The following is a 12,351-nucleotide window of genomic DNA, read 5'->3' as shown; positions in this document are numbered from 1 at the left end:
CGACCTCCTGCGTCCTCTGCAGATCCAGCCCTCCGGCCTGGATCCCCGGGCATTCGTCACCGGCGAGGGCGAGGGGCCGCTGCTGGTGGACAGCCAGGGCGTGAACCCGTTCCAGTCCCAGGAGATGATGCGGCTGGCCGAACTCTCGGGTGCGATGCGTGCCGAGCTCCTGCTCGTCCTGCCGGCGGGCCTGTCGGCCGGCGAGGCCCGGGACGTCGCCGGCAACTTCGCCGCGATCGGCTGCCGGCGCATGGTGATCTCGCGCCTGGACAATGCGCGCCGGCTGGGCGGCGTGCTGGCCGCTGCCGAAGCGGGGCCGGCACTGGTCGCCGCCGGGATCGGGCCGGTGATCGGCAGCGGCCTGAAGCCGCTCACCGCGATCGGTCTGGCGAGGCTTCTGATGAGCAAGGCCGAGCTGGGAGACGGCCGATGAGCGCGCGCAGCCCCATCCTCGCTTTGGGCTCGGCCAAGGGCGGCGTCGGCCGGACCTTCCTGGCGGTCGGCATCGCCCAGGCCTTGGCCCAGGCGGGCCGCTCCGTGCTGCTGGTCGATGCCGACCTGACCGCCGCCAGCATCGACCTCCATCTGGGCCTGGCCCGGCGCACCGACCTGGCCAACGTGCTGGCCGGGCGCGCCAGCCTCGCCGACGCCCTCGTCCAGGACCCCCGCAGCGGGATCACCGTGGTGCCCGGCCGGTCGGGCAGCGGCCTGGTCGGCCAAGTGACGGACCAGGCCATGGACCGGCTGGGCTGCGACCTGCTGGACCTGGCCGCGCGGTTCGATATCACCATCCTGGATCTGGGCGGCGGGCTGGAGCGGTCGGTGCGCCGTCTGGCGGCCCTGGCCGACCAGGCCCTGGTGGTGACTGCCGACGAGCCTTCGGCACTTGCGGATGCCTATGCGTTCATCAAGGTCGCCCGGGACCGGCAGGAGCACCAGATCATCGTCAACATGGCGGAAACAGAAACCGAGGGACGGGCCACCTACGGCGTGCTGCGGCGGGTGTGCATCCACTTCCTGGCGCGCGAGCCGGCCCTGCTCGGCATCGTGCATCGCGACCCTCGCGTCGCCGAGGCGCTCAAGGCCCAGACCCCGCTCCTGACCCGCCATCCGAACAGCCGGGCGGCGCAGGACATCACCCGGCTGGCGCAGGGGCTCATGAGCAGCCTCGGCGGTCCGCAGCAGCCGCCTGCCTGAGCCGATGACCAAAGCACGCCCGCTCGCCAACTTCCTGCGCCGCCTCGTCTATCGTACCGGCTTCCCGCTCGCCCGCGCCTGGTGGTGGCTCACCCGGCCCAGGGCGACCGGGGTGGCGGTGGCGATCAAGGCACAGGGCCGGGTCCTGGTGGTGCGCCAGTCGTTCCGCAAGGGCCTGAGCCTGGTGGGCGGTGGGCTCCACCCGGGCGAGGAGCCGGAAGCGGGGATGGTGCGTGAGCTCGCCGAGGAGGTCGGCCTGGTCCTGTCCCCGGACCGGCTGCGCGCTCTGCCGGTGCTGGAGCTGGTCCATGAGTGGCGCAGGCTGCGGGTCCACCTGTTCGAGGCGGAGCTTCTGGAGCAGCCGGCACTCCGGCCGGATGGCGCCGAGATCGTGGCCGTTTCATGGCACTGTCCGGCCGAGCTACGGGCCGAGCCGGGCCTGCATCCGGTGCTGCGCCGCTGGCTGGACGGCTGCGCGGAGCCGGAATCGACGGCTCGAGACGAGGCGGGCCGGTGCTGAACGACCGCCGTTGCCGGCGACGATGGCGGTCCCGCTGCCATGGACAGGTGCCCGGGCAGAGGACGCGGCCCGGTTCCGCATCCCGCTGGGCGGGTACATCTTGCCGAGTGAGGCCGGATCGTCGCCTGGCGGCTGGCGACACGGCCGCCGGCCGTCCCTGTCTCGGGATGCCCGCCGCGCGTGAAAGCCGCCGGTTTCATAGCAGCAGGCCGGTCCGGCATCGTCCCCGCCCTGCGCGGGCATTTTGCACAGTCTGTCCAGGGCGAGGGCGGCGGAACCTTCGAGTGACGTTGGCAGCGCCAGCATGCATGGTCGGATTGGCCGTGGCCGCCTGGAACCATGGCGCCACGGAAATTCGCCCGCCGGCACCCGAATGGGCGGCACGGTCCTGTCAGCGGCCGGCCATGCCTGCCCGCCGTCAGCCGTGGCCGGTCTCGGGCGGGTCCAGCCGCTCGGTACGGGTGTCATCGAGATCGGTGCCGAGCGCCACCTCGATCAGGCGCAGCGGCATGTCCACCGGGTTGGACAGGCGGTGGACGGCGCCGGCCGGGACCGTGACCACCGCACCCGGGCGCAGGCGGCGCACGTCGTCGTCCAACTCGACCGAGGCCTGGCCGGCCACGATCACCCAGTGCTCGACCCGCTCGGGATGGCGCTGCAGGGACAGCCGGGCACCGGCATCGACCACCAACTCGCGCACCCGAAAGCCCGGACCTTCGGCCAGCGCGGTGAGCCGTCCCCACGGCCGGATCTCGCTGGCATGCACCACCGCCTCGCGGCGTCCGGCGGCGGTGAGCGCCGTCACCAGGTTCTTCACCTGCTCGGAGTGGGCGCGGTCGGCGACCAGCACCGCGTCGGCGGTTTCCACCACCACCAGGTCGCGTACACCGGCCAGCGCCACGAGGCGTCGCTCCGAACGCACCAGATTGTCGTCCGCATCCGCCAGGAGGACGTCACCGGTCGTGGCATTGCCCCGGGCGTCGTGGTCCATGAGCTCCCAGATCGCCTGCCAGGAGCCGACATCGGACCATTGCGGATCGCAGGGTACGCACACCACCCGCTCGGAACGCTCCATCACCGCCTTGTCGATCGGGACGGACGGCACGGCGGCCCAGGCGGCTGCCTCCGGCGCCAGCTCGGCCGCAGCGTCGGCCGCATGGCCGGCGGCGGACAAGGCACGCTGCACCGCGGCCAGGAGCTCCGGCTCGAAGCGGCCGAGTTCCTCCAGCAGGCGGTCGGCGCGGAACAGGAACATGCCGGAATTCCAGACATGGCCGCCGGTCGCCAGCATCGCCTCCGCCTCGGCCAGCGGCGGCTTCTCGACGAAGCGCTCGACCTTGCGCACCGCCGGCAGGCCGGGATCGGCATCGCCCAGGCGGATATAGCCGTAGCCGGTCTCCGGACGGGACGGGTGGATGCCGAAGGTCACCAGCTCGCCCCTGGCCGCGGCGGGTGCTCCGGCACGCACTGCCTCCAGCAGCGCATCGGCGTCGCGCATCAGGTGATCGGACGGGCAGATCCAGAGCACCGCGTCGCCCAGGCCGCGCGCGACCGCGAGGGTGGCCGCCAGTGCGATCGCGGCCGCGGTGTTGCGGCCGGACGGCTCCAGCACGAGCCCGGCCCGCAGCGCCGGGTCGAGTTCCCCCAGCTGACGGCCGATCAGGAAGGCCTGGGCGGCGGCCCCCACCGTCAGGATCCGCCCGGGCGGTGCCAGCGCCAAGCCGCGCCGCACCGTCGCCTGCAAGAGCGATTCCTCGCCCAGGATCTCCACCAAGTGCTTCGGATAGGAACTCCGGCTGATCGGCCAGAGCCGGGTGCCTGAGCCACCCGCGAGGACCACGGGGACGACGATCGGATCAACCATGTGCAGCAATGTCTCGCCTTGCCAATCGTTCGCCGCTAGCGACCCGGCCGTGGCGGGTCAACGGACAGCTTGCAGCAGTGCGCGCTTCTAGCCAACGGGACCAGGCGGATCGGCACCGTCCGGTACATCAGCCGGGTGCCACCACCACGTCCACCTGGCTCTTGGCGAGCGCTGCTCCCAGCTCTTCCCCGGGTGCCTCGTCGGTGACCAGGACGTGCATCCGGGCCAGGGGCCCGATCGTGGCGAAGGAATCGTGGCCGAACTTGCTGGAATCCACCAGCACCACCGAGCGGCGGGCGACCTTCATCATCTCCGCGATCATCACCGCCTCGGCGATCGAGGTAGTGGACAGGCCACGCTCGGCGCTGATCCCGCCAATGCCGATCAGCGCCGTGTCGACGTTGATGCCGGCGGCGAACGCGAACCGCACCTCGCCCAGCGTGACCTGAGCCTCGTGGCGATAGTGGCCACCCATCACATAGACGTCGCGGCAGGCGTCCTGCGGCACGATCTGCGGCAGGGCCAGGTTGTTGGTGACGATCGTCAGGTTGCGGCGCAGGCCGAGCTCGGCAGCCGCCGCCCGCGTGGTCGAGCCGCCATTGATCAGCAAGGTCTCGCCGTCGCCGACCAGCGCCGCCGCCGCCCGCGCGATCCGCGCCTTGGCCCCCTTTTGCCGCGCCAGCCGGTCGATGAACGGCGTGTCCTGGGTGACGAGGTCGCCCGCAGCCACGGCACCGCCATGGGTGCGGGCGAGCAGGCCGCGCTCGGCCAGCTGGTCGAGGTCGCGGCGCACCGTGTCGACCGAGATGTCGAACAGGGCGGCAAGCTCGGTCACCGTCACCTGGCCGCGGGCGCGTACCAGGCGAACGAGTTCGGCTCGGCGCTTGGCCGGCAGGGTGTCGCGGAGGTCGGATTCGCCTGCCGCTGCGTCTTGGCGGTCGTTCATGGCCCAGGACCATAATCGGCCCGGCTTGACGCCGCCACTGGCGGACCGTTATCTTCCGGCTGAAAAGAGCATAAAACTGCATGAAGCTGCGCCCAAGGCGACCCGGCACCGAAGAATATGCCGTGGCATAAGGGAGCGTATGCCGAACGCCGGTCGGGAGGCCGGATCTTGCCGGAACCTCGAGATCCCGACCTGCCGGACCGCATGAATGTGGTGGCGATGCCAGCGCATGCGCCAAGAGCGCCGGAAGCGCCAGTCGACTGGCACGGCGCCTATGCCGGGCTCGTGCGGCGGTTGCCGGGCCTCGCTGCCCGTGCCCCCGTCACGCTGTGCGGGTTCAGCACCTGCGTCGACGCCTATATCCGCCTGGAGCAGGCCGGGCCGCTGCTGGAGGCCGACCCGGCGACCCCTGCCGGCCGGCTGGCGCGCCAGCTGCTGGAACGGGCTTGGCGCGGGATCGGCGGCGAGATCCATGTCGACTGGCCGGAAGGCCCGGCCTGGCTCGACGCCAGCCTGCCGACCCGGCTGGGCCTGGGCGGCACCGGCGCCCAGGCGGCCCAGGTGCTGGCGACGCTGGGGGCACCGACGCTGGTGACGGTCGGCGACCGCAGTGCCCGGCAGCTGGAGCGCTTCCATCCAAGGGTCGGCGTAGCGCTGGCCGATAGGACCGTACCCGTGGCCGCGGTGGCGGCCGGGCCAGGCCCTGGCAAGCCCGCCCACTATATCATCGAGTTCGCCGCCGACAGCGAGGTGGGCGGCCGGGTTCTGCCGCGCTCGTCGCGGATCATCTGCCGCTTCGCCGACGACCCGCTGGAGCACGATCCCTGGTTCGAAGGGCACAGCCGCCGCCTGGCCGGGCAGGCGGGCGCCGCGATCCTGTCCGGCTACAACGAGGTCCCGCCGGACCAGCTCGCTGCGGCATTGGCTCATACCAACGAGCTGGCGGCCGCCTGGCGCGCGGCCGGCCTCCGCCTCATCCATTTGGAGCTCGGCGACTTTCCCGACATGGCGATGGCCTGGCAGGTCATGGACGGCCTGCGGGGCCCCGCCAGCTCGCTGGGGCTGAGCCTGTCCGAGCTGGAGGCGCTCCTGCCGGACGACCGTCCGGTGCCTGAGCGTGCGGTGGAGCTGGCGGAGCGCATGGCGGTGGAGCGGGTCGCGGTCCATTACGACACCTACGCACTGGCGGTGACCCGGAACGATCCGCATGCGGAACTGCAGGCTCTGATGGCAGGCTCGCTTCTGGCTTCGACCAGGGCTTGGCACGGCGAGGTACGGGTGCCCGACCAGGTGCCACAGGGTGCCGTGTTCCAGGCACCCCCCTGCCCGCCGGTCGGCATTCTGGGCGGCTGGAACCTGGCGGCCTGCGCCACGCCCTGGCTGCGCCGGCCGGCCGCCACGATCGGGCTCGGTGACAGTTTCCTGGCAGGCACCCTCCTGGTGCTCGGCCAGACGTGACGAGGCCGGCCCGGCACCGCTGCGCTGCCCGGGCGGTTCTCCCGACGTCGTCTTGCGGGACGACCTCCCAACTGGAGCGCCTCCGACCGGAGGCGCTCCCTTTTTCTTCTGCTCAGCGCTTGCCGCCGAACAGCCCGGCCAGGTAGTCGACCATCTCCGGCACCAGCCGGTCGCCCTGGCCCTGGGCCACCGCCAGCCCTAGCGCCTGCCTGGCACCGATCGACATGATGGTCGGCACGCCCAGGTCCTCGGCCATCCGGCTGTAATAGCCGACATCCTTGCGCGCGTTGGCGATCGAGAAGGCGAGCTTGTTGGGATCGCCCTCCAGCGCGTTGGCGGCGACGAAGTCCATCATGCCCGAGCGGAGCGGACCCGCCGACATCACCTGGTAGAGCCGGTCGCGGGCGATGCCCGCCCGGTCGGCCATGGCGAAGGCTTCCGCCATCCCGCAGGCCGTGGTCATGGCGAAGAAATTGTTGATCAGCTTGAGCGTATGCCCGGCGCCCAGTTCCCCGACATGGAACACGTTCTCGCCCAGGTCGCGGAACACGGGCAGGGCCCGCTGGTAGGCCGCCTCGTCGCCGGCGGCCATGATGTTGAGCTTGCCCTCCTTGGCATGCGAGGGCGTGCGCCCGAGCGGCGCATCCATGTAGGTGGCACCGCGCTCGGCCACCTGGGGCCCGATCCGCTTGGTCGAATCCGGCAAGGACGTGCCGAAGTCGATCACCAGCGCCCCCGGCCGCACCCCGGCGATCACCCCGTCCGGCCCGTACATCCGGGCTTCCACCGAGGCGGAGGTGTCCATGCACAGCATGACGATGTCGCTGGCGGCCGCGATCTCGCGCGGCGTCGCCACTTCGGTGGCACCGCGCGCCACCGCGGCCTCCACATTGGCCCGGCTGCGGTTGGCCATCACGGTCATCGGATAGCCCAGGCCCTGCAGCCGCTCGACCATGGCCGCACCCATCAGGCCGAGGCCGATGAATCCGATGCTTGGCTTGCCGTTGCTCAACGCGTCACTCCCTGGAAAACTGGCCCGGACGAGGCAGGCGGTGATTCTCATCCGCCGGCAAGCTAGCGGGACGACCCGCCGGAGGCCATCCATGGCAACCGTGCGCTCGCCTGTGGCCGAGCCGGTCTGGACCTTTGGATCCACCGTCCGGTCCCGTCCGCCAACCAGTTCCGGCGACCAGGCCGGGCCCCCTCGTCCAGCCTCAGGAGCCCCAGATGAGCGACATCGAACTGCGCGGCGTCACCAAGCGCTATGGCGGGGTCACGGTGGTGGACGGCATCGATCTGCACGTCCAGGACGGCGAGTTCCTGACCATCCTCGGGCCCAGCGGCTCGGGCAAGACCACGCTGCTCACCCTGATCGCCGGGCTCACCGAGCTGTCGGACGGGCGGATCAGCATGGCGGGGCAGGAAGTGACCAGGGTGCCGCCGGCCAGGCGCAATATCGGCCTGGTGTTCCAGAGCTATGCGTTGTTCCCGCACATGAGCGTGTTCGACAATGTCGCCTTCCCGCTCTCGATCCGCGGCCTGTCGCGCAGCGAGATCGAGCGCCGGGTCGGCGAGGCGCTGGGGATGGTGCGGCTTGGCGGCTTCGCCGAGCGCAGGCCGGCTCAGCTCTCCGGCGGCCAGCAGCAGCGGGTTGCCCTGGCCCGGGCGATCGTGTTCGGCCCCTCGATCCTCCTGCTCGACGAGCCCCTGGGTGCCTTGGACCGCAAGCTGCGCGAGGAGGTGCAGATCGAGTTGCGCCAGCTCCAGAAGTCGCTGGGCCTGACCAGCGTGCTGGTGACCCACGACCAGGAGGAGGCGCTGTCTCTGTCCGACCGGCTCATGGTGCTGGACCATGGCCGGGTGCAGCAGGTGGCGGCCCCGACCGATGCCTATCTCTATCCCGCCAACCGGTTCGTCGCCGACTTCCTGGGCGTGGCCAACATCTTCACCGGCCGCCCGGTCGAGGACGGTGGACAGATGCAACTGCGCCTGGAGGACGGCCAGCTGCTGCCCTGCCCGGCCCTGCAGGATAACCGCAGCGCGCCGGAACTCGACCTCCTGGTCCGGCCCGAGCGGATCCGTCTGGAGCCCACGGGCGGACCGGGCCTGGCTGCGACCGTCACGGACGCGATCTATCTGGGCCAGTCGGTCCGCTACGTGCTGGAAGGCCCGGGCGGCCAGCGGATCGTCGCCCAGAGTGCCGACCGGGTGGCGCGCTTTGGCCGGGGCGAGCGGGTGGCACTCGGCTGGGCACCCACGGATGGCTGGATCATCCCGCCCGCCCCGGGCGTGCACTGATCCAGCCGTCCGCCGGCCCGGTGCGTTCACTGGCGGAGGATTGGCCCGTGCACGTCGCAGAAATCTTCGACCGCGGCCACGAACCGGTCATGGTCGGCCTCGGTGAGCGGCAGGCAGAGGGTGATGAAGCCGCGCCGCGCCAGGTAGATGCCGCGCTCGATCATCTCGAGCTGGAACAGGGTCTGCAGCTCGGGCCGCGCCGGCGCGTCCTGCGGACGGCGGATCGGCCGGTCGTGGAAATGCACGCAGTTGATCGAGCCCAGCCCCTTCACCTGGAACGGCACACGCCGCTCCCGGAACACGGTGTTGAGCCGCCCGCGCAGCCGGTCGCCGGCTTCGCTGAGGGCGATCGCGGCCGCGGGCGTGAAGACTTCCCGCAAGCCTGCCACGCCGGCGGCCATGGTCAGCACGTTGTTGTTGTAGGTGCCGGAATGGCCGAGTGCGCCCGGTTTGCGGGCGTCGAACCGGTCCATGATCCAGTGCCTTCCGCCGAAGGCACCGAAGGTCAGCCCGCCGCCCAGATACTTGCCGAACGTGGTCATGTCCGGGATCACGCCGGTGGCCTCCTGCAGGCCGCCCGGGGCCAGCCGCGAGGTCATCACCTCGTCGAACACCAGCACGATGCGGTGGCGCTCCGTCTCCTCGCGCAGCATGGCCAGGAATTCGGGCTCGGCCGGGATGGCGCCGCCCGCCCCCATCATCGGCTCCAGCGCCACGGCCGCGAGGTCGCCGGCATGGGCGCGGATCAGGGCGCGGGTGCCCTCGATGTCGTTGTAGTCGGCCAGCACCACGTCGAACGGCGCGTTCATCGCCCCCGGCCCGTTCGCGAAGGTGAAGCAGCCGCCATGGTAGGCGCCGTTGAACAGGAGGATCTTGTTGCGCCCGGTGACCGCGCGGGCGGCGCAGAACGCGTTCAGGTTGGCCTCGGTGCCGGAATTGCAGAAGCGCACCAGGTCCAGCGAGGGGAAGCGCTGGCACATCAGCGCCGCGAGCTCGGCCTCGTACAGGTTCGGGCCGCCCAGCGTGATGCCGCTGTCCAGCGCCGTCCGCACCGCATTCAGGATCGCCGGGTTGGAGTGGCCGTACAACCCTGCCGTGTACTCGCCCAGATAGTCGAGATAGACATGGCCATCGGCGTCGTGGAGCGTGGCTCCGACGCCTTTGACGATGGTCAGGGGGAAGGGGGAGAAATGCAGGATGGTCCGCGTGCTGCCGCCCGGCATCACCGCCTCCGCCCGCTCCACGCGCGCCCGGCTGTTGGGGTTCGCCGCGACATAGCGGCGCTCGGCATCTTCCAGTGCGCTCTGGATCGTCGCGTTGCGGCGGGCGGGCTCGATCGACATGTCGTTTTCATTCGCTCCCTGGGCCGGCCGGCATTTACAGCGGCTGGCATGATGTTCAACCATCCATTAGCCTCAACCGAAGTAGCGGGGAAGGACAGGTCGGAATGATTTTCACCAAGCGGCAATTGCTCAAAAATTCGGTAGGGCTGGTCGCCGTGTCGGCGTTGGGGCTGCGCGCCGGCCAGTCGCGGGCTGCGGTCAGCGAGTTCCGGATGATCGAGGCGGGCGGTGCGTCCGGCGAATCGATCGAGAAGGGCTATATCGCGCCGTTCACCGAGAAGACCGGCATCAAGGTCCTGCGCGAGAGCCCGAGCGGCCTTGGCAAGCTGCGCGCCCTGGTCGAGTCCGGCGACAATTCGGTTCCCCTGCTCGAGGTAGGCAGCCCGGAGCTCTACCAGGCCGTGGCGCTCGACCTGGTCGAGCCGATCGACTGGGACGTGGTGAACCCCGACCCGATCTTCGACGAGGCGAAGCACGAGTACGGCTTCGGCTACCAGTATTATTCCACGGTGATGGCCTGGGGCGAGGGCCAGCGCGCACCCAAGGACTGGGCGGAGTTCTTCGATCCCGAGGCGCTGCCCGGCAAGCGCAGCCTGCCGGACTATCCCTCCTACATCCTGCCGATGGCGGCACTGGCTGCCGGCGGGTCGATCGAGAACGTCTATCCGATCGACCTGGACAAGGCCTTCGAATCGCTGGAGCGCATCAAGGACAGCGTATCGGTCTGGTGGCAGGCGGGTGCCCAGCCGCCGCAGCTGCTCCAGGACAAGGAGGTGCAGTATGCGGCGAGCTGGTCCGGCCGCGTCGCGGGCGCGCCGGGCATCGAGTTCAGCTATCAACAGGGGCTGCTCGACCTCGCCTATTTCGTGGTGCCCAAGGGGGTGGACCCCGAGCTGAAAAAGGCGGCGATGGGCCTTCTGCACGAGATGAGCGTCGCGAAGAACCAGGCGGTGGCCGCCGACGTGATCTCCTATACCGGCCCTAGCACGGAACTCGAGCAGTTGCTGCCGCAGGACCGGATCGGGGAGTTCCCGACCACCACCGCCAACAAGAGCGTGCAGATGTTCAATGACGGCCAGTGGTGGTTCGAGAATGCCGACGAGGTCGAGCAGCGCTGGCAGGAATTCAAGCTGACGCTGTGAACAGTACCGCTACCGCCTTCATTCGTCCGAGGCGGCCCGCACGACTGGGCCGCCTCGGCGCCACCGGGCTCGGTTTCGCCCTGCCGGTCAGCCTGTTCCTGCTGGTCGCGTTCGACGTGCCGGTCCTGATGATGTTCGGCTGGGCGCTGACCAGCGCCAAGGGCATGTTCGCCCCCTTCGTCGAGTTCTTCACTCGCCCCGCCTATATCAAGGTGATCCTCAACACGCTGCGGATCGCCGCGATCGCAACGGTCTCCTGCGCGGTGCTGGGCTACGTGCTGGCCTACTGGCTGCGCTCCTTGAGCGGAACGGCGCGGCTGGTGGCCCTCACCCTGGTGGTGCTGCCGTTCTGGGTCAGCATCCTGGTGCGCTCCTATGCCTGGATCGTGGTGCTGGGCAACAACGGGGTGGTCAACCGGGCGCTGCTGGACCTGGGGCTGGCGAGCGAGCCGGTGGCCTTCCTCTACAACGACCTGGGCGTGGTGATCGGCACGACCAACCTCCTGCTGCCCTTTTTGGTGCTGCCGCTCTATGCCGCGATGATCCGGATCGACGGGCGGATCCTGCAGGCGGCGGAGACGCTCGGCGCCTCGCGCTGGACGATCTTCCGCCGGATCTTCTTCCCGCTCACCGTGCCGGCGCTGGCGGCGGGCATGGTGCTGGTGTTCATCCTCACCCTCGGCTTCTACGTCACGCCCGCGATCCTGGGCGGTGGCCGGGTGCCGATGGTCGCCAACATGCTGGACATGCTGATCAACCGCCTGCCCCGCTGGGAGCTGGCTTCGGCGATCTCCATCCTCCTCCTGATCCTGACCCTGCTCCTGCACCTGCTCTATGTCCGCCTCAGCCGCCAGGCGGGGAACTGAGATGACCGAGCCCGGCCACCTGCCCCGCCTGCTCCTGACGCTCGCCGGCATCACGGTGCTGCTGTTCCTGTGCCTGCCGATCGTGATCGTGGTGCCGATGTCGTTCTCCAGCGCCAGTTCGCTGGAGTTCCCGCCGCCGGGCTTTTCCCTGCGCTGGTACCAGGCCTTCTTCGGCGACACGCGCTGGCTGGTGGCGTCCGGCTATTCGATCGCCGTGGCGCTGGTCTCGAGCACGCTGGCCCTCCTGATCGGCAGCATCGCCGCCTATGGCCTGGTGCGCGGCAGCTTCCGCGGCCGCGCCCTGGTCGAGAGCAACGTGATGGCGCCGCTGATCGTCCCGCAGATCGTGACCGCGGTCGGCCTCTACATCTATTTCGCCAAGCTCGGCCTGTTGGGCACCCTGTTCGGCCTGATCGTCGGCCACACCGTGCTGGCGATCCCCTATGTCGTGCTGGTGATGGCCGTGGCGATCCGCAGCTTCGACCTGCGGATCGAGCAGGTGGCGCTGACGCTGGGCGCGTCCTGGCCCACCATGTTCCGGCGGATCCTCCTGCCCAACCTCGCCCCCAGCGCCGGTGCGGCCTGGATCTTCGCCTTCGTGATCAGCTTCGACGAGGTGGTGGTCACCATCTTCCTGGCCGGCGGGATCGAGACCATCCCCAAGCGCATGTTCAACGAGCTGGTCCTGCAGGTGAACCCGACCATCACCGCGATCGC

11 protein-coding genes and 1 pseudogene are annotated in these 12,351 nt (G+C 70.1%); 8 read left to right on the top strand and 4 right to left on the bottom strand.

The window, feature by feature from the left end; translation table 11 throughout:
• From VNS22_RS03740 to VNS22_RS03730, 3 genes and pseudogenes are all read left to right on the top strand, one after another.
• Positions 1–433: pseudogene (locus VNS22_RS03740) on the top strand (flagellar biosynthesis-like protein (FlhF)); the annotation flags it as partial.
• Positions 430–1,197: a cellulose synthase operon protein YhjQ/BcsQ gene (locus VNS22_RS03735; protein ID WP_325729747.1), complete on the top strand. Its 768-nt coding sequence runs from the start codon at positions 430–432 to the stop codon at positions 1,195–1,197. The pseudogene VNS22_RS03740 and the gene VNS22_RS03735, both read left to right, overlap by 4 nt.
• 4 nt (positions 1,198–1,201) lie before the next feature.
• Positions 1,202–1,717, top strand: a complete 516-nt coding sequence (locus VNS22_RS03730; protein WP_325729746.1) for an NUDIX hydrolase — start codon at positions 1,202–1,204, stop codon at positions 1,715–1,717.
• A gap of 418 nt (positions 1,718–2,135) precedes the next feature.
• Here VNS22_RS03730 and VNS22_RS03725 read toward each other — a convergent pair whose 3' ends face one another.
• Together VNS22_RS03725 and VNS22_RS03720 are read right to left on the bottom strand one after the other, a co-directional pair.
• Positions 2,136–3,581, bottom strand: coding sequence for a mannose-1-phosphate guanylyltransferase/mannose-6-phosphate isomerase (locus tag VNS22_RS03725; RefSeq protein WP_325729745.1), 1,446 nt, complete (start codon positions 3,579–3,581; stop codon positions 2,136–2,138).
• Positions 3,582–3,708: 127 nt separating this feature from the next.
• Complete coding sequence (locus tag VNS22_RS03720; protein WP_325729743.1) at positions 3,709–4,527, bottom strand: DeoR/GlpR family DNA-binding transcription regulator; 819 nt, start codon at positions 4,525–4,527, stop codon at positions 3,709–3,711.
• Positions 4,528–4,695: 168 nt separating this feature from the next.
• Between VNS22_RS03720 and VNS22_RS03715 the strand changes: the two genes are divergently transcribed.
• Positions 4,696–5,985, top strand: coding sequence for an ADP-dependent glucokinase/phosphofructokinase (locus tag VNS22_RS03715; protein WP_325729741.1), 1,290 nt, complete (start codon positions 4,696–4,698; stop codon positions 5,983–5,985).
• Between the two features lie 112 nt (positions 5,986–6,097).
• Here the strand turns inward: VNS22_RS03715 and VNS22_RS03710 are convergent, their stop codons facing one another.
• Complete coding sequence (locus VNS22_RS03710; protein ID WP_325729739.1) at positions 6,098–6,997, bottom strand: NAD(P)-dependent oxidoreductase; 900 nt, start codon at positions 6,995–6,997, stop codon at positions 6,098–6,100.
• 215 nt (positions 6,998–7,212) lie between these two features.
• Between VNS22_RS03710 and VNS22_RS03705 the strand changes: the two genes are divergently transcribed.
• Positions 7,213–8,283 (top strand): ABC transporter ATP-binding protein, encoded by a 1,071-nt coding sequence (locus VNS22_RS03705; RefSeq protein ID WP_325729737.1) that lies wholly within the window; start codon positions 7,213–7,215, stop codon positions 8,281–8,283.
• A gap of 26 nt (positions 8,284–8,309) precedes the next feature.
• On the opposite strand, the gene VNS22_RS03700 is transcribed toward VNS22_RS03705, so the two are convergent.
• Positions 8,310–9,626 (bottom strand): aspartate aminotransferase family protein, encoded by a 1,317-nt coding sequence (locus VNS22_RS03700; RefSeq protein ID WP_325729735.1) that lies wholly within the window; start codon positions 9,624–9,626, stop codon positions 8,310–8,312.
• Between the two features lie 104 nt (positions 9,627–9,730).
• Here VNS22_RS03700 and VNS22_RS03695 point away from each other — a divergent pair, with 104 nt between their 5' ends.
• The 3 genes from VNS22_RS03695 to VNS22_RS03685 all read left to right on the top strand — a co-directional run.
• Positions 9,731–10,768, top strand: a complete 1,038-nt coding sequence (locus tag VNS22_RS03695) for an extracellular solute-binding protein (RefSeq protein WP_325729733.1) — start codon at positions 9,731–9,733, stop codon at positions 10,766–10,768.
• Positions 10,765–11,634 (top strand): ABC transporter permease, encoded by an 870-nt coding sequence (locus tag VNS22_RS03690; RefSeq protein WP_325729731.1) that lies wholly within the window; start codon positions 10,765–10,767, stop codon positions 11,632–11,634. Before VNS22_RS03695 ends, VNS22_RS03690 begins: the two co-directional genes overlap by 4 nt.
• 1 nt (position 11,635) lies before the next feature.
• A partial coding sequence (locus VNS22_RS03685) for an ABC transporter permease (RefSeq protein ID WP_325729729.1) occupies positions 11,636–12,351 on the top strand: 716 nt, incomplete at its 3' end.

The organism is Geminicoccus sp., from assembly GCF_035556675.1.
Lineage (GTDB): Bacteria > Pseudomonadota > Alphaproteobacteria > Geminicoccales > Geminicoccaceae > Geminicoccus.
Note: the sequence above shows the minus strand (reverse complement) of the source record. Positions and strands in the feature narration are given on the sequence as shown.

What these genes read in the sequence shown, in the direction of transcription:
- VNS22_RS03735 (WP_325729747.1), top strand. Translation starts at nt 430, where the DNA reads ATGAGCGCGCGCAGCCCCATCCTCGCTTTGGGCTCGGCCAAGGGCGGC.
- VNS22_RS03730 (WP_325729746.1), top strand. Translation starts at nt 1,202, where the DNA reads ATGACCAAAGCACGCCCGCTCGCCAACTTCCTGCGCCGCCTCGTCTAT.
- VNS22_RS03720 (WP_325729743.1), bottom strand. Translation starts at nt 4,527, where the DNA reads ATGAACGACCGCCAAGACGCAGCGGCAGGCGAATCCGACCTCCGCGAC.
- VNS22_RS03695 (WP_325729733.1), top strand. Translation starts at nt 9,731, where the DNA reads ATGATTTTCACCAAGCGGCAATTGCTCAAAAATTCGGTAGGGCTGGTC.
- VNS22_RS03705 (WP_325729737.1), top strand. Translation starts at nt 7,213, where the DNA reads ATGAGCGACATCGAACTGCGCGGCGTCACCAAGCGCTATGGCGGGGTC.
- VNS22_RS03725 (WP_325729745.1), bottom strand. Translation starts at nt 3,581, where the DNA reads ATGGTTGATCCGATCGTCGTCCCCGTGGTCCTCGCGGGTGGCTCAGGC.
- VNS22_RS03700 (WP_325729735.1), bottom strand. Translation starts at nt 9,626, where the DNA reads ATGTCGATCGAGCCCGCCCGCCGCAACGCGACGATCCAGAGCGCACTG.